Origin of the sequence: Chitinophaga sp., from assembly GCF_039596455.1 — a bacterium.
GTDB lineage: Bacteria > Bacteroidota > Bacteroidia > Chitinophagales > Chitinophagaceae > Chitinophaga.
On the sequence record NZ_JBCNJR010000001.1, the window covers coordinates 2,367,239 to 2,384,518 of the forward strand.

13 protein-coding genes and 1 riboswitch are annotated in these 17,280 nt (G+C 51.8%); of the genes, 7 read left to right on the forward strand and 6 right to left on the reverse strand.

Annotation, left to right across the window (positions count from 1 at the left end; translation table 11 throughout):
• Positions 1-295: 295 nt before the first annotated feature.
• Together ABDW36_RS09580 and ABDW36_RS09585 are read left to right on the forward strand one after the other, a co-directional pair.
• Positions 296-985, forward strand: coding sequence for a M48 family metallopeptidase (locus tag ABDW36_RS09580; protein WP_343701667.1), 690 nt, complete (start codon positions 296-298; stop codon positions 983-985).
• A 735-nt stretch (positions 986-1,720) separates the two neighbouring features.
• The gene (locus ABDW36_RS09585) at positions 1,721-2,866 is read left to right on the forward strand and encodes a hypothetical protein (RefSeq protein ID WP_343701668.1); all 1,146 of its coding nucleotides are present in this window, start codon (positions 1,721-1,723) and stop codon (positions 2,864-2,866) included.
• Positions 2,867-2,953: 87 nt separating this feature from the next.
• Here ABDW36_RS09585 and ABDW36_RS09590 read toward each other — a convergent pair whose 3' ends face one another.
• Both ABDW36_RS09590 and topA read right to left on the reverse strand, forming a co-directional pair.
• Positions 2,954-3,823: a transglutaminase-like domain-containing protein gene (locus ABDW36_RS09590; protein ID WP_343701669.1), complete on the reverse strand. Its 870-nt coding sequence runs from the start codon at positions 3,821-3,823 to the stop codon at positions 2,954-2,956.
• Positions 3,824-3,938: 115 nt separating this feature from the next.
• Positions 3,939-6,290, reverse strand: coding sequence for a type I DNA topoisomerase (gene topA / locus ABDW36_RS09595; RefSeq protein ID WP_343701670.1), 2,352 nt, complete (start codon positions 6,288-6,290; stop codon positions 3,939-3,941).
• Positions 6,291-6,549: 259 nt separating this feature from the next.
• On the opposite strand from topA, the gene ABDW36_RS09600 reads away from it, so the two are divergent.
• The 5 genes from ABDW36_RS09600 (at position 6,550) to ABDW36_RS09620 (ending at position 10,334) form a co-directional block, all read left to right on the forward strand.
• Positions 6,550-7,320 carry a DUF2520 domain-containing protein gene (locus ABDW36_RS09600; RefSeq protein ID WP_343701671.1) on the forward strand — a complete coding sequence of 257 codons (771 nt, stop codon included), beginning with the start codon at positions 6,550-6,552 and terminating at the stop codon, positions 7,318-7,320.
• Positions 7,321-7,360: 40 nt separating this feature from the next.
• Positions 7,361-7,885, forward strand: a complete 525-nt coding sequence (locus ABDW36_RS09605) for a 3-deoxy-D-manno-octulosonate 8-phosphate phosphatase (RefSeq protein WP_343701672.1) — start codon at positions 7,361-7,363, stop codon at positions 7,883-7,885.
• Positions 7,886-7,929: 44 nt separating this feature from the next.
• Positions 7,930-8,874 carry a geranylgeranylglycerol-phosphate geranylgeranyltransferase gene (locus tag ABDW36_RS09610; RefSeq protein ID WP_343701673.1) on the forward strand — a complete coding sequence of 315 codons (945 nt, stop codon included), beginning with the start codon at positions 7,930-7,932 and terminating at the stop codon, positions 8,872-8,874.
• Positions 8,875-8,879: 5 nt separating this feature from the next.
• Positions 8,880-9,449 (forward strand): Maf family protein, encoded by a 570-nt coding sequence (locus tag ABDW36_RS09615; RefSeq protein WP_343701674.1) that lies wholly within the window; start codon positions 8,880-8,882, stop codon positions 9,447-9,449.
• Positions 9,450-9,524: 75 nt separating this feature from the next.
• Positions 9,525-10,334 (forward strand): hypothetical protein, encoded by an 810-nt coding sequence (locus tag ABDW36_RS09620; protein ID WP_343701675.1) that lies wholly within the window; start codon positions 9,525-9,527, stop codon positions 10,332-10,334.
• 59 nt (positions 10,335-10,393) lie between these two features.
• Here the strand turns inward: ABDW36_RS09620 and ABDW36_RS09625 are convergent, their stop codons facing one another.
• From ABDW36_RS09625 to ABDW36_RS09640, 4 genes are all read right to left on the reverse strand, one after another.
• A complete protein-coding gene (locus tag ABDW36_RS09625; RefSeq protein WP_343701676.1) occupies positions 10,394-11,575 on the reverse strand; it encodes a homoserine dehydrogenase in 1,182 nt (393 codons plus the stop codon).
• Between the two features lie 3 nt (positions 11,576-11,578).
• Positions 11,579-12,757, reverse strand: a complete 1,179-nt coding sequence (locus ABDW36_RS09630; RefSeq protein WP_343701677.1) for a PLP-dependent aspartate aminotransferase family protein — start codon at positions 12,755-12,757, stop codon at positions 11,579-11,581.
• Between the two features lie 191 nt (positions 12,758-12,948).
• Positions 12,949-13,062, reverse strand: a riboswitch (SAM riboswitch).
• Between the two features lie 160 nt (positions 13,063-13,222).
• Positions 13,223-14,689: an arylsulfatase gene (locus ABDW36_RS09635; protein WP_343701678.1), complete on the reverse strand. Its 1,467-nt coding sequence runs from the start codon at positions 14,687-14,689 to the stop codon at positions 13,223-13,225.
• A 10-nt stretch (positions 14,690-14,699) separates the two neighbouring features.
• The gene (locus tag ABDW36_RS09640) at positions 14,700-17,279 is read right to left on the reverse strand and encodes an alkaline phosphatase D family protein (RefSeq protein WP_343701679.1); all 2,580 of its coding nucleotides are present in this window, start codon (positions 17,277-17,279) and stop codon (positions 14,700-14,702) included.
• Between the last annotated feature and the right edge of the window lies 1 nt (position 17,280).

A 17,280-nucleotide genomic window follows, 5' to 3' on the forward strand; every position in this document is an offset into this window, starting at 1 on the left:
TTTCCGTGATACGTACAGATGTATTTCGGCATAGCGATTGCTTTATATGAAACAGTTGATTGCGAATGCAGTCAAAATTGTAAATTCGCCGCAGGCATCCGGTGGCTGGATGTGAGTTAGTGATGTGAATGTACCCCTCCGGTTTGCTGCGGACCATCTATCTTCAAAACATTGACCGATGAAAAAAATTGCGTTGTTACTTGTAGCCGGTACAGGGTTTATGTACGCCTGTACGCGGGTGCCCATCACCGGTAGAAGCCAGTTAAACCTCATTCCAGAAGCTACAATGCAATCAATGGCGCTACAGGAGTACCAGAGCTTTCTTTCCCAGAACAAAACCGTTTCTCCCACCGCCAGCAAAGACGCCGAAATGGTTCGCCGTGTAGGCAACCGTATTGCGGGCGCGGTAACGGCTTATATGAACCAGAACAATATGGGCAACCAGATTGCCGGGTACAAATGGGAATTTAACCTGGTAGATGACAAGCAGGTGAATGCCTGGTGCATGCCCGGCGGAAAGGTGGTGGTATACACCGGTCTGCTGCCTGTTACACAGAATGAAAGCGCTCTTGCCTGCGTAATGGGGCACGAGGTGGCGCATGCCATTGCACGCCATGGTAACGAGAGAATGAGCCAGGGCCTGGTAGCGCAGGGGATACAGATTGCCGGCGCTGTGGCCCTTAATAAAAACCCGCAGGCGCAAAACATTTTTATGCAGGCAGTGGGCGTGGGCGGCCCCCTCGGGTTAATGGCCTACGGCCGTCAGAACGAGCTGGAGGCAGACCATCTGGGCCTTATTTTCATGGCCATGGCAGGGTATAACCCTAATGAGGCCGTGCCTTTCTGGACGCGCATGGCCAACGCCGGCGGCGGGCAGAAACCGCCTGAGCTGCTGAGCACTCACCCTAGTGATGACAGGCGTATAGCGCAGTTGCAGAAACTGATGCCGGAAGCTATGAAATATTACAAGCCGCAAGGCAGATAAGCAGATATAGAAAATTTTGTTCCGGGTTTACATCAGGCACGCTGCCTGTTGTGAGCCCGGAATTTTTATGTTTGGAAACCTTCCGGAGCTTCGGCATATATTGGCTGAATGCTTATGAAACCTTATAAAATGTAGGATGCGTTCTTCTCTAAAAATAATGTTTTGGAAATTATTTTGTTTTTAATTTGTTTTTGTTATTTTTATAACCTTATTAGATGTGCTAATAAAATAACGCAGTAAAAGATTCAGCCAAAATTAATAGACCAAAGACAGGTACTGCGTATTCCAGCGTTTTGATCGTAGAAGACCTTGTTTCGGAAGCGGAAGGGTCCCGTACGGGTAGTCAGCCCCTTAAAAGGATATGAACCCGCGCAATATTGTGGAGAAATGGCCAGCTGACTACAGATTACAACTTTAAATGAGGATGTCCCTTCCCGGCGGGAGGGATATGGAATGGGTGGCCGGATGCAACCGTCTCGTTGTACCGGGCGGGAGTGTTATGCCACCAGTTGAAGCTTGTCTCCGCGGCAGGTTGGGTCGTTGTGTGCCTACACCATCAATTATTAAATAAAACTACATGCAAAAAATGCCTACCGCTTTTGCAGCAGGGTTCGTATTGCCCGTGCCTGCCCGTGGAAGTCCTTGTAACCATTCTTCACAACGGGATTTCAATAGGTATACGCGGAACTTTCCCTTCGCATCTGTACAAAACCAATATTTTAAACCACTTTAACTATGAACAGTACATTTAAACTTTTCCTTGTTGTTTCCTCCCTGACTGTTGCCAGCTGTGACAAGGCCCAGATATTCCATCCCGGCGGCCCCGGTAAAGGTCCCGGTAAAGACCCGGCAACCTCTACTACAACGCCGGCGCACGGAGATCTCAAATCGATCACAGTAACAGGTTCCGGCAGTAAAACAGACTACAACGCCGGTAACTACAGCTTTGCCGGTCACAGGCACATGCATCTCCGTTCAACGGATTTCGACTCTGTTACCACTGCCACACCCTCCACCAATACAAAGGCTGCATGGCAAGCTCATCTGGATGGCATTTACCCCATCCTGACCTCCAACGACTTTAATAACCAGGCTACGGCTTCCGGCGCCACGCTTGAGCTGACCGGCGGCCCGACGCATTCCGGCAAATGGTTGAAACGTCAGGCCAGTGAGGCCATCAGGGCATTGTTTCCCTCCAACTGGCGGCTGCGCAACTGGAACCTGCTGGATAACACTGGTTACAAGCCTTGCCTCTATGTTTCATTCTACCTGCAAACATTTGACAATGATGAAACCGGCAAATGGTTCCGCATGTACTGGAAACGGGACCTGCCCACTACGGATGCAAAATATTCCAGCAGCTTCTGGGGCGCCAAAATGCTAAATGGACCATACACCTGGCGCGTAGAATGGTCTGGCAACGGTGAGCTGGGCGGATATGCAGACCAGGCCTTCTCCAGCACCGGAAAATGGAACCGTATTGAATTGCTGTTTGATTTTGACAATGACACCTATCAGACCATCATTAATGGTGTTGTTCTCACAGATTCCTCCAGGAATTATTTCGGCCCAGTATCGGGTCAGTTAGGCCTGAACAGTGTTATCAACTATGCGTTGCTGGGTAATACACTGGAGCCCATGGCGGAAGACGGACATCATGTAGGCTGGGCGCTGCCTTATGCGGATTACAGCTCCAAGCGTATTGAACTGGCAGATAATGCTTCCTGGGCTTCCCGTACAAAATCTGTGGTACAGCCTGTTAAATCCTGGACTTCCGGCAATGTGGAATTCATTGTTAACCAGGGCGACTTTGCTGACCTGAACAACAAGCATATTTTTTACCTCGACGGTACAACGGCCACCTATATCGGTCCGCTGTAAGTCATATACCTTAACAAGAATGGACCGCTTCTAAATGCCGATGCCCACAGTCATTGTGGGCATCGGCATTTATTATTTTCTGTGTTGTTAATCCAGTATCTGCGAAAGGTTCTGCAGCTCGTCAGACTTGTACTGCTCCTTGTCGTTCCGGAAACATTTGGCCATTTCTTCCAGCAGGAACTGGATGATGCGCTGGTTGCTCTGCGGTTTGTAATAGGCCGGCAGGGCGGGCACGTTCACCCGTTTGAAATAGGTTTCTACATCCTGTTGGGTGTAGATCTGCCCCTGGATGGGGTCAATGAAGAAAAGTATGCGGTAGTCACCGGGGTCTGCCGGTTCCGTAAAATCATAAAACGTATCGAAGTAGGCGAGGATGAACTGGCGGGGAATGTTTACGGCATACACCGGCAGGTCTAACATGGCGCAGAGCGCCTGGTAAATGATGCCGTTGGTGATGGGATTGCCTTTTTTGGTCTCTATCACCTGGTTAATGAAAAACTGGTTCTTGCGCTGGTAAGATACTTCTTCACCCTTCAGCCCAAAATAGTTATAGATCATGCTGTTCAGCACATTGATCTGCTCCAGCGGGGTGAGGTAGTTATTCAGCTCCAGCCATATGTTGCGTTTGATGCGCTCTATTTCCGTGTTGATCTGTGTGGCCTGGAGGTCCGGATACTGGTACCGGGCGGCCAGTATGGCGCCCTGCAGCAGCTCCTGCGCACCGGCGTTGCCCCAGAGGCGCACGGCCTCCTGCAGGTCCTGGTAATGCACCCGGTGTATGAGCAGCTCTATCCTTTCCTGGATGGATTCGTCGTAAGTGGTTTCCCAGAGATGTTCCAGGTTCGGGATAATATCTTTCCCGAACAGGAGGATCTTGTTGGCCACGGTGTCAAATACCTCCTGGTCAGGATCATCCAGCAGATGGAACAATGCGTTTATTTCCCTGGTTTCGTTCACTGGTTATCTAATTGTTTTCCCTGATGAATTTACGAATAACCCCTTGTAAATGAAAGTTTGAAAATCCAGGATTATTTCGTTATATTAATTATACTCACCCTGAGCCCTATACGATCTATTCCGCTTTTTTCTTGCGGGGCGGCGCTTTCTTTTTGGGCGGGTTGGCCTTCGCTTCTTCAATAATAGCCTTCGCTTCTTCTACGGTAAGATCTGCCGCCGTATCTATCTTCTCCTTAGGTATCTTGAAGTTTTTCAGCCCTACTTTCAGGTAAGGGCCATAGGGGCCTCTCAGCACCTGTATCTTTTCCTTTTCAAATACCTTGATAGTACGTTCATTTTTGGCCTGGCGTTTCTCCACTATCAGCGGCGCCACTTCTTCCAGCTCTACCGTATAGGGGTCCATTTCCTTTTTGAGGGAATAGAATTTTTTGTCGTGCTGCGCATACGGCCCAAAGCGGCCGATGTTCACCGTAACGTCCGTTCCTTCAAAGAGGCCCAGGTTACGGGGCAGGCGGAACAGGTCCATGGCCTCTTCCATGGAAATGGTCTCAATGCTCTGCGTTTGTTTCAGCTTGGCAAAGCGCGGTTTTTCCTCATCTTCCACGGAGCCTATCTGCACCATGGGGCCAAACCGGCCCATGCGGGCCACCACGGGTTTGCCGGTTTCGGCATCTGTACCCAGCAGGCGTTCGCCCTTCACACGTTCCGCTTTTTCCAGCGTTTCTTCCACGTTTTCGTGGAAGGGGTCATAGAAGTCGCGGAGCATTTTGTTCCACTTCTTTTTGCCGTTGGCTATTTCGTCAAACTCTTCTTCGATCTGGGCGGTAAAACCGTAATCCATCACGCGGTCAAAGTACTGTTTCAGGAAGTCTGTCACCAGCATGCCCAGGTCTGTAGGGAACAGCTTGGCCTTTTCGGCGCCGGTGTTCTCCTGCTCAGTGAGCTGGCTGATCTTGTCGTTTTTCAGGCTGAGGATGCGGAAATCTCTTTTCACGCCTTCTTTATCCCGTTTTTCCACGTACCCGCGTTTCTGAACGGTGGTAATGGTGGGGGCGTAAGTAGAGGGGCGGCCAATGCCCAGCTCTTCCAGCTTTTTCACGAGGCTGGCCTCCGTGTAGCGGGGCGCAGGGCGGCTAAAGCGTTCTGTTGCCTTCATTTCCCTCAGCTCCAGCACCTGTTTTACGGTCAGGGGCGGCAGTACGCCCTCCTGGTCTTCTTCTCCTTCATCCTCATCGTCACGGCCCTCCATATATACTTTCAGGAAGCCGTCAAACTTGAGCACTTCACCGCTGGCCGTCAGCTCTTCATTATTAGTGGAGATGCCTATTTTGGCGATGGTCTTTTCCAGTTCCGCATCTGCCATCTGGCTGGCAATGGTACGTTTCCAGATCAGTTCGTACAGCCGTTTCTGATCAGAATCATCAACGGTAGGGTTCTCCATGTAAGTAGGGCGGATGGCCTCATGCGCTTCCTGGGCGCTTTCGTTCTTGTTCTTATACTTGCGGCTCTGGAAGTACCGCTCGCCGTAATTGGTATGAATAGCTTTGCTGATATCTGCCATGGCGGTTTCAGACAGGTTCACGGAGTCTGTACGCATGTAGGTGATCTTACCGCTTTCATACAGCTTTTGCGCCAGCAGCATGGTTTTGGAAACGCTGTAACCCAGCTTGCGGCTGGCTTCCTGCTGCAGGGTGGAGGTGGTGAACGGCGCGGCGGGCGATTTTTTGCCCGGCTTCACCTGTATGTCTTTCACCGTATAGGCGGCGCCGATACACTGCTGCAGGAATTTCTCCGCGTCTTCCACCGTTTTGAAGCGGGTAGGGCCTTCCGCCTTGAAGGTGATGGTTTTCCCCTGGATGTCCTTAGCCAGGAAAAAGGCTTCTACCTTGAAGGTGCTGGTAACGGCAAAACTGTTGATCTCGCGCTCGCGCTCTACAATGAGGCGAACAGCTACGGATTGTACCCTGCCGGCAGAGAGGGAATTGCGCATGCTCATTTTGCGCCAGAGCACCGGGGAGAGCTCAAAGCCCACTATCCTGTCAAGGATGCGGCGGGCTTGTTGCGCGTTCACCAGGTTCATGTCCAGCAGGCGGGGGGCTTGTACGGCTTTTTCAATGGCGGGCTTCGTAATCTCGTGAAAAACAATGCGTTTGGTGCTTTCCGGGTCAAGGCCCAGCACCTCGCAAAGATGCCAGGATATGGCTTCCCCTTCCCGGTCCTCATCCGTTGCCAGCCAAACCTCGTCAGAGTCTTTCGCCATTTTTTTCAGCTCTTTTACAACCTTTTCCTTGTCATCCGGTATTATATACTTGGGCTTGAAGTTGTTCTTGATGTCAATACCCATGTCGTCCTTTTCCAGGTCGCGGATATGACCGAAACAAGATTTCACCTCAAAGTCTTTACCTAGAATTTTTTCAATAGTCTTTGCCTTTGCCGGGGACTCAACAATCACGAGATTTTTTGCCATGAACGCCTGCTTTATTTTCTTGATTACGCAAAAATTTGCACAAAAGTTACAAATCCGATTTGTGCAAGTATATAAAAGTAGGTTGATATAAAAAATAGTATCTGGTAAATAGTTGATTTAGAGAGAACAATGGAAAAGGCGATACTTGCATATATTTATTTGCCTTCCTTTTAGCCGAAAGACAGTAATATTACATTAGGAAATAAAACCATGCGTGCTGTTGTGGCACAGATTTGGGGCAATCAATAAAAATTCACTGATGGACATAGTTATAATAGGAGCGGGGAATGTGGCACATTGTTTCGGTCATTTCATGAAGCTGCACGGCCACCAGGTAAAACAGGTGATCAGCCGGCGGCAGGAGCACGCAAAGGAGCTGGCTGAATTATTGGGGGCCGGTTACACAACAGATTTGCTGGATATAGATATGGAGGCAGACGTGTACCTGCTGGCGGTAGGAGACACGGTGCTGGAGGAGCTGAATGACCAGTTGCGCCTGGGCCGCCGTATAGTGGTGCACACCGCCGGGGCTGTGCCCATAGATGCCATTGCCCGCATATCTGTCAACACCGGGGTGATGTACCCCCTGCAAAGCATCCGTAAGGAAACCAAGAGTTACCCCGCTATTCCCCTGCTGCTGGAAGCGGGTAACGACGAAGTGCAGCGGCGGCTATTCCCCCTGGCCCAGAGCATCAGCTCCACCATTTCATGGATGAGCTCCGCCGAAAGGCTGCAAATGCACCTGGCGGCTGTTTTCTGCAACAACTTCACCAACCACCTGCTGGCGCTCGCCAAGTTCTATTGTGAGCAGGAGGGCCGGGATTTTTCATTGCTCAACCCCATTATCAGGGAAACCTTCCAGCGGCTGGACAAATACCCCCCGGAAACCGTTCAGACCGGGCCAGCCGTACGGCACGATGAAAAGACCATGGCCCTGCACGAGTCTATTCTCCGGAATTACCCCTCCATGCAGCAGATTTACCCGCTGCTGTCTGAAAGTATTTACCAGTTTCACCGGAATGAGGGGTAAATGATTATTTTTGCGCACTGACCACAGCCAGCATATAATAATGATAAACGTTCTGGAGAAATTCACACATATCCGCACTTTTGTATTCGATGTAGACGGCGTTCTGACAGACGGCACGGTGCAACTGCTGCCCAATGGCGAACAGAGCCGGAGAATGAGCATAAAAGACGGGTATGCCCTTCAATTGGCCGTTAAACAGGGATACCGGGTGGCCGTTATTTCCGGCGGCCGTTCTGAAAGCGTGGTGGCCCGCCTCAACGGGCTGGGCATTACCGATGTGTTCACCGGAGTGCTCAACAAGGCTGAAAAGCTGGAAGACTATGCCCTTGAACATGACTTGCTTTGGGACCAGGTGCTGTTCATGGGAGACGATATACCTGATTACCGGGCCATGCAGCTGTGCGGGCTGGCTACCTGCCCGGCAGACGCCGCCCCGGAGATCAGGAGCATTTCCATGTACGTGTCTCCCGTTACCGGTGGCCAGGGCTGTGTGAGAGATGTGATCGAAAAAGTGCTGAAGCTGAACGGCCATTGGGTGCTGGACGAGACGGTTGCGTCCAAATGAGCGCCCGCACACACAATTTATCATTCGTAATTCCTAACTGACTCATGACTTTACTGGCGGCTTTTTTCAGAATGGTGCGGTACCCGAACCTCATCTACATAGCGTTGACCCAGTTTCTGCTGCAGTATTGCGTGGTGGCGCCCGTATTACAGAACAGCGGGGCGGAGCCTTCCCTGTCTTTCCCCCATTTCCTGATGCTCTGTTTTTCTACCGTACTGGTGGCAGCTGGCGGGTATATAATAAATGATTATTTCGATATTAATATAGACCTGGTGAACAAGCCGGAGAAAATGGTGGTGGAAAAGATCATCAACCGGCGCTGGGCCATGGCGTGGCACACCATATTAAATATGGCCGGCGTTTCCCTCGGCTTTGTGGTAGCCTTCCAGATAGGGCAGTTTTACCTGGGTTTTGTACAGGTATTCTGCACCCTGCTGCTCTGGTTTTATTCTACGTCCTTCAAGCGGCAGGTGCTGATAGGGAACGTGGCAATATCTCTGCTCACAGCGTTGAGCGTGGTAGTGGTGGGTTTTTATGAAAGGCAGATATATGAAAGTTTTGAGGCCATTATGAGCCTCACCGGCCGCAAGCTCATCAAGATCATTGGCATATACGCCCTGTTTGCTTTTGTGCTTTCCATGATACGTGAAATAGTGAAGGACATGGAAGATATGATCGGAGACAGTAAAGACGGCTGCCGCACCATTCCTATTGTATGGGGGTTAAAGAAGGCCAAAGCCTTTACCATGCTGCTGATGGTGATATTGCAGGTGTTGCTGGTGATTATTATGGTAGTAACGGCGCTCAAAGCCTGGTACGCGGCCGCCGGCTACATATTGCTGTTCGTACTGCTGCCCTTCACGCTGTTTGTTCAAAAGCCGTTCCTGCAGGCGTACCAGCCTGCTCATTTCCATAAGATCAGTACCTGGATAAAAATTGTGATGCTCACCGGCATTCTTTCCATGGTCTTCTTTAAAATCATGCTGTAAAAAATATGTACACCGGAAAACCAGTGGTACTGGCGTCACAGTCGCCCCGCCGCCGGCAGCTGCTTGAGCAGGCCGGCATTCCCTTTGAGGTCAAGGTTAGTGATGCGGAAGAAACCTTCCCGCCGGAGATGCCCATTCCGGACGTGCCCGTGCATATTGCCCGGCAAAAAGCAAAGGCGGTAGCCGCGCTATATAGTAATGGGGAGGTGATTGTGGCGGCAGACACCATTGTGGTGCTGAACGGTACTATCATCGGCAAACCGGCCAACCGGGCAGACGCCATCCGCATACTCACCGCGCTTAGTGGCCAGGTACATGAGGTGATTACCGGGGTGGTGATATTGCATAATGGCCGGGAAGATGCTTTCTCACAAACCACCGAAGTGCATTTCAAACCCCTTTTGGAGGAGCAGATCATCTATTATATAGATCATTATCAACCGTATGACAAGGCAGGCGCCTATGCCATACAGGAATGGATAGGGGCTGTGGGTATAGACCGCATCAACGGCTGCTTTTATAATGTAATGGGCCTGCCCATCAGCCAGGTGGCAGAACGCCTGGAGAGAATATAATTTATTATACATTATAAAAAATATTCCTATATTTGTCCCCGTCATATAATTTGTTAACGGAGGAGACCTTATACCATGAAAAACATCATTCCCTGCCTGCCGCTGGCATTGTGCCTGCTGGCCGCCTGTTCCAAAAAGAAAGACGTAACGCCTGACGAGCAGCAGGAAAAAAAGGTGATCAGCCGCCTGATGAATGATACGGACACCGTTGCTTTTACTTACCGGGCAGACGGTACGCTCCAGCAGTTCAAACAATACGGGCAGCTGCCGCCTTTCTCGCCAGATTCTACCCAGGTGATCTATACGGGCAGCCATATCTCCGCTTTCAAGATATGGGTGATGGGAGACCAGCAACCCCGTAATGACCGCAGTTTTCAGTACAATGCCGCACAGCAGCTGGTCAGGGTCAGCTATTATAACATGGTCAGTGAAACGGAGCTGGTCATTACAGACTATGATTCCCTGGTGTACGCGCAGGGCAAGCTGGCCGCGCTGCATGTGGTGAACGGCGCCCAGCGGAATGAAGTGTACCGCCTCAGCTGGGATAAAGACAATGTCAGCAAGGTAGAGCTGTTCCAGCTCATCAACGGGGAAGAAGTGCCCTACAAAACAACCACGCTTACCTATACAGACAAAACGGCCCTTGGCCGCAGTTTCCCGGCGCAGTTCCTCTTCCTCCATACTTCTGCCAGGGATTTTACCGCGCTCAGCGCCAACGCGCCGCTCAAGGCGGAAACCGTGGAGCAGCCCGGCGCCGTGAATGCGGAACTGGTTACCTATGAATATGTTTATAACACGGAGGGCCTGCCTGAAAAAATCATGTCGAGAACAGGTACGGCAGGTGCGGTAGTGGCTACCGGCGTAGAGTATATCAGCCTGCCATAACTCGTAAACTAATTCTAATAGAAAAAGAAAGGCCGCAACACAAGTTGCGGCCTTTCTTTTTATTGCTCCAGTACGAGCAGGTTCACATCTTTATTTTTTAGCCAGCTGGCGTCTTTGAGTTTTTGCAGGTTGATGGTGCCTACCACGTACCGGTACTCCGGCGATTCATATTTTTCCACAATGTTATAGAACTCTGCCAGGTCTACCTGGTCAGGCGTGCGGTAACGAACGTATACTTTCAGCTGCACGTCGTTGGTGAAGGCCGGCTGGTTGTTCTGTTTGATCTTCTTGTACTCATACCGGTAGTTGTAGAGGAGGGCAGAAATATCGCTCAGTACGGCGCTGCCGGTGGCGGTGCCGCCCGCGCCCTTGCCTACAAAGAACTGTTTGTCTGTGAAGGCGCTTTCCAGCAATACGCCGTTGTATTCGTTGTACACATCGTACAGCAGGTTGTGCTCGCGGATGAGGTGGGGCAGCACGTAAGCGTTCACGCTGCCGTTTTGCCTGCGGCAATTGCCAATGAGCTTGATGGTGCAGTTGCGCTGGCGGGCAAACTGTATGTCAAAATCATTGAGGTGGTTGATGCCGAAGTTGAACACTTCCTCCGGTTTCACAAAGGTGCCGAAGGCGTGCAGCAGCAATATCACAATTTTGAACTTGGGGTCGTAGCCCTCCACGTCGAGCGTAGGGTCTGTTTCCGCAAAGCCCAGCTCCTGCGCCTGTTTGAGGGCGGTTTCGAAGCTGAGGTTCTCTTCGAATATCTTGGTAAGAATGTAATTGGTAGAGCCGTTGCAGATACCTTCTACTGCATTCAGCAGGTCATTGTCATAATACTCTTCCAGGTTGCGGATAATGGGAATGCTGGCGCAGCTGGATGCTTCGTAGAGGAAGGGTACCTTGTTCTCCACCTGCAGCTGGTACAGGGCGGGCAGGTTTTCGGCAATCATCCTTTTGCTGGCGCTTACTACGGCCTTGCCGTTGCGCAGCGCGGTGCTTACTATATGATAGGCCGCGTCCGTATCGTTGATAAGCTCCACCACCACGTCTATGGTAGGATCGTCCAGTATCTCTTTCGGATCTGTGGTGAAATAGCTCATGTCTATCGGGCGGCTCTTGTTCGGGTCTTTAATGCAGATCTTCTTGATGCGGGCGTTGATGCCTTTAGTGCGGTTCAGTACTTCATAAAGGCCCTGGCCAACACAGCCAAAGCCGAAAATGCCAAGATTGATGTTCTTTTCCATAGATTATTGCAGTACGGTAATTTGTTTGCCTATCGGCTGGTTTAATTTATCCAAAGCTTGTTTCAGGTCATTAATAAGGTCTTCCGCATCTTCAATGCCCACGGAAAGACGGATGCATGATTCCTGCAGCCCCGCTTTGCGGCGGAACTCTTCCGGAATGGTGCGGTGCGTCATGGTGAAGGGGTGGTTGAGCATGCTTTTCACGCCGCCGAAGCTCTCCGCCAGCTTGAACAGCTTGGTGGAGTTCACAATGCGGATGGCATTCTTGATCTGGTCTTCCTTCAGGGAAAAGCTCACCATGCCGCCGTAAGCCTTTTGCTGTTTGCGGGCAATATGATGGTTTTTGTGCGTAGCCAGGCCGGGGTAAAATACCTTGTCTACCGCCGGGTGCGCTGCCAGCCAGGTGGCAATGGCCATGGCGTTGGCGCATTGTTTCTCCAGGCGCAGGCTGAGCGTTTCAATGCCGCGGATGGTGAGCCAGGCTTCAAACGGGCTGAGAATGCTGCCGGATATGTTCTGGTTGAACTTCATCTGGTCTGCCAGCGTTTTGGAGTTGACCACTACCAGCCCTGCAATTACGTCCGTATGCCCGGCCAGGTATTTGGAAGCGCTTTCTATCACAATGTCTGCCCCCAGGGGAATAGGCTTTTGCAGCAGGGGCGTGCAAAAGGTATTGTCTACCACCAGCAGTATGTTGTGCTGCCGGGCTATTTTGCTGACAGACTTAATGTCTGATATTTTCAGCATAGGGTTGGTGGGAGACTCCAGCCAGATGATGCGGGTTTTCTCCGTGATCTTTTCGAGCACTTTGTCAATGTCACTGGTATCTACAAAATTCACCTTTACCCCGAAGCGCTCAAACATATGGTGGAATATCTGGAAGATGCCGCCATACGTGTCTTCTACCGCCATGATCTCGTCACCGCTCTTCAGCAGCTTCAGCACGGAGTCAATAGCGGCCATGCCACTGGCAAAGGCAAAACCGGCATAACCTTCTTCCAGGCTGCAGATCAGGTCTTCCAGCACTTTCCGCGTGGGATTGTTGGCCCGCGAAAATTCAAATCCCTTGTTGATCCCCGGGCTTTCCTGCACAAACGTAGACGTTTGATAGATGGGCACGGAAATAGCCCCGGTCAGCTCATCTACCGGGATGCTATGGATCAGTTGTGTAGATGGTTTCATCTCCAAATGTTTTTTCAAGGGTCATATGCAGCCGCGCAACACACCCGGCTTCATGGTTGATCAATGTTTTACGAAACGAACTGTGAACGAGTCATTAAATGTCAGCTTACGAGAGGAGGAGGAATAAAAAAAGCCCTTCCGGGTTGGAAGAGCCTTTCGCAATATGATGGTGCTAGTGAAATATCTCTGCCAACTTATCTTTCCCCGTTTTACGGGGCCGGAATTAGCACCTTTTTCCCGCCAGCCGGCGGAATTGGTTGCTAAGGCTTCGCAGGGCCAGTACCCTCTGCCTTTCTGGATAAGTGATGTTTAAGAACTGTGCGCAAAGATAATGGTAGAACAGCCATTTTTCCAAATGTGGGGCGTGAATTTCGCGCCGGGGCTGTTATTGTTCCGCTGCAAACCGCTGCGGAAGGCGGTTTAAATTGTTGATAATTAATTATATAAGATGTTTTAAGGCTTGGTTCATCTGGCTATACCTGCCCGTTGCGGGTTGAAAAAATCCCATTCCGCCCGCACCGGTGGCCGGTGCTCTTGCTGTACAATGGCATTGAACTGCCGGACAAGCGTGGGTTGCTGCGCCGCAAGGTCCTTCGTTTCGGCCGGGTCTGCGGAGAGGTCATAAACTTGCCAGGGAGCGCCGGGGTCTTTTGCGAGGCCTGTTCTGACCCCTTTCCAGTTACCCATCCGTACCGCAACCTGCCCGCCCCGCGCGTGATATTCCCAGTAGAGATAAGGATGCTGCGGTGCGTTTTTTTCACCTGTCAATACCGGCAGCAGGTTGATGCCGTCATGCTCAGGCGCTTCTACGCCCAGCAGGGCGGCAAATGTAGCCATCAGGTCATACGTTGCCGCAATGTGGCCTGTTACCCCGCCGGCTTTGATTTTCCCCGGCCAGCGTACAATAAACGGCTCACGGATGCCGCCCTCATACAGGTCTTGCTTAAATCCCCTCAATCCCCCGGTGCTGTTAAAGAAAGACGCGTTGGTGCTTTTACCGGCAGCAGTACCATTGTCGCTGGTGAAAATGATGATGGTATTGTCATCCAGCCCCAGCTCTTTCACCAGCTTCCATATGATGCCGGTCTGCTCGTCGAGGTAAGACACCATTGCTGCATAAGTTGATTTGGGGTATTCCACAGGTACATAACCATCCTGTGTATATTGCGGGGTTTCGCCAAATGCCGCAATATAGTCCTTTACGCCGCGCTCCGGTACCTGCAGGGCAGCATGGGGCAACGTAAACGGAAGATAGAGGAAAAAGGGGGCATGCTGGTGCCGGCGGATGAAGGCGGAGGCTTTGGCGGTCATCTTGTCTATGGCGTAGTCTGCGCCCTTGTACAATTCAGGGCTGAGGGGAGCGCCCGGGCCGGGATGCACGTCAATGACCGGGTTCTGAAGGCTATCCTGCCGGCCATTCTCCCAGAGGTGGGTAGGGTAGTAGTTATGGGCATGCCGCTGGTCGTAATAGCCATAAAAATAATCGAACCCGTTCTTCAGCGGATCGCCGCTGTTATCGTAATTGCCCAAGCCCCACTTGCCGACAGCGCCGGTTGCATACCCTGCCTGTTTGAACAGGGATGCAATAGTGACGGTGTTTTCCGGCAGCGGGAACGAGCCGTTCTCCACTTCGTTTTCCTTGTAGCCGGGTAAGCCGTAGTTGCCGCGGATGTAGGCACGCCCGGCGTGCCTGCCTGTCATAAGGTTGCACCGTGAGGGCGCACATACCGGCGTGCCGGTGTAAAACTGCGTGAAGCGGATGCCTTCGGCAGCCAATTTATCCAACGTTGGTGTTTTGATTTTCTGCTGCCCGTAAGGGCCGGTTTCCCCATACCCCAGGTCATCTGCAAAAACGAGTATCACGTTGGGCCGTTGCTGGGAAAATGCTATCTGGCACGGCAACAGCAGCAAGATCGCTATGATCATTCTCATATGTACCAGTTTAAAGATTTACAATAAGCGGTTCCGCCGTTTGCCGGATGGTAAGGCCTTTCAGTACCTTTTCCTTACCCTCGTCAGGGCCGCTGATAATAACGGTGTAACTGCCTTCTTCAAAAACATGTGGCCGGAACTGCTGGCCGCGGATGCGCAGCGTATATTCAACCTGTCTCGTTCCTTCATGCACTAGCTGTATGACCGGATTTGAAAGGCCGTTAACATGCAGGGCCGGCAAGTGGCCCAATGCCTTCCGGCTGTAATTGTCCAGCTGACGAATGGTCCTGGGCCAGCCGGTATATTGCCCTTTGGGCTGCAGATGCGGATCTGCCTGGCGTGGCCAGCATTCAACAGTGATCTCCCTGCTTTTTTTGTGGAAGGTTGCCACGCCGTACCCGGTTGCCCGGTCATATACAACCGCTGGTTCAAGACCGGTTTTCACCGGGTTTGCAACTGCATGTACCGTGATCCTGTTCCCGAACCCGTCTTCAAAGTTCCCCGTGTACGCAGGCTGGCCGGGCAGATGCTGATGATCTTTGTCTACCGGCGGCCACCAGCGGCGTGGAAATACATTTCCCAAAGCAGGCGTAGTGAATACATACCCGCTATCTTCATGCGCAGCTGTACCGTATTGCACCAGCGAGGCAATATGCTGATCGCCCGCCAGGTGAAAGGCAAAACCTTTGCGCAGCAGGGCCACCACCTCATCCCGGCGGTGGTGCGGCCAGCCGTCTGTATCCATATCACGTGTGGGTTTATCTCCGGCTACATAGATGCCCGGTTCCGGTATTGTGAGGCTGCCGGTCACCTGGTCATTCAGCGATCCTTCCGGCAATGTTTGCAGGCACATGAAGGGCGTGGCTGACAGCAGCACTTTGAACTGTGTATGGTTAGACCAGTCTTGTGTCCATTCATCCAGGAATGCCATTTGCCGCTCTCCCAGCAGGCTGATGGTGGCGGGCTCCGTCCATTTTGTAATGTCGAATGCCGTGTTCTGGGCATACCCGTTAAAAACTTCCGCCTCGTCTGGCAACACATTCCTGGGCGCAGACTTGAATTTCCGGTCTTCAATAATACCGAAGCTGATGCCGGCATACTGCCAGTGGGTGTAATACACGGAAATTCCCTGCAACACCGGCGAAGGATCGTACGGATCGGGCATATGGCTGGTCTGGCAAAGCTGTATAAGGTTGACCCATTCCGGCGGCATCAGGTAGCCGCCGGTGTCCTGGCTTCGTGACTTGTTGCCGGTGATGTCTGCTGCTTTCCCGGAGGAGCCCCATAAGTTGCCGTGAAAAACGTCATGATCGTCAGGCAGGCAAACAGAAGGGATATGCCTGAACAATTCGCGGTAAGACCAGCCGAACTGTACCCACTTCCGCAATACGTCCAGGGCTGCCTTGTTCAGCGGCGCGGTTTGGGTGCGGAAATCACCATTCCTTTCGTAGAACTGGTCGCCGAGAAAAAGAATGAGGTCTGCTTTGTGTGCCGCCGCATGTTTAACGACATCATTGTCAGGGAAACCGAAATCTCCGTTACATGAAAAGACGAGTGCCTTCACATCGTCCCGGTTAAGCGGTTCTGCGGCAATGCTGCCTTCGTAGGAATACGCTTCATATTTCACCCGGTAGGGAACAGTTGTATTTTCCTTCCAGTTTTCCACGCGGAAAGCCGCCACCCGTGCCAGGGGGTGGATGGCAGCCTGCGCAACGGCCTGCCATTGCCCGTTCCGTTTTACTTCCAATATTGCTTTATTGTTCAGGGAGAGATTTACCGGTGCAAGCTGGGCGCTAAGCTTCAGTACGTTCCGGTGAAGTGTATACTGGGCAAAATAAATAGGGCCGAATGTGTGAGAAGCATCATAATCCAGCTTGTCACCGCTTGCTTTCCATTCCCGGAACCCGGTTACCCAGCCTTCATCTTCTGCATCTTCACCATCAAAATGGCTGATCAGTGCAATATTGCCGCTCAGGCTGTCTGCCGGTATATGTTCCGCTTTCAGCGTGGTCAGGGGGCTGCCCGTGCCGGCTGAATGCGCGGTAAGGGTGATGCTGTAATCACGCCCCGCCGGTACGGCGTTCAGCGCAAGGCGCACGCCACTGTGCAGCTCCTGCTGGGGAATTGCCTGCGCTACGGATTGCCCGAAGAAAATGCTCCCGTCTGTATGAATGCCGCAATGCAGGCCTTTACCGGTGATCACCGCTGAGCGGTAGTCTTTGATAATACCTTTTACGCCGATCTTGAAGCCGGCAAAGTGCCCTTTTTTCTGCACCAGGCCGGGTTTGAAGCGGATGATGGCGCTTGTCTGGAAGGGCAGGTGCCTGCCGGAGAGCTGGTGCGTTAGCAGATGTACAGTGCGGTTAGGGGCGCGGAGGTTGCACACCAGTGACCCGTCAAGGATATTCCAGTCCTGCAGGCGTTGCGCCCACAATTCCGCGCCCGTCCAGCTCATGTCTGGCAATTGCTCCCAGCCGGATGCATAATCTTTTGTAGTGTAAGCCGTTGCGCCTGCCGCCTGCCCCGCAAGGAGCAGGGAAGGCGCAAAAGGGCTGATGGATAGTGCTTTCAGCAAATTTCTTCTGTGCATG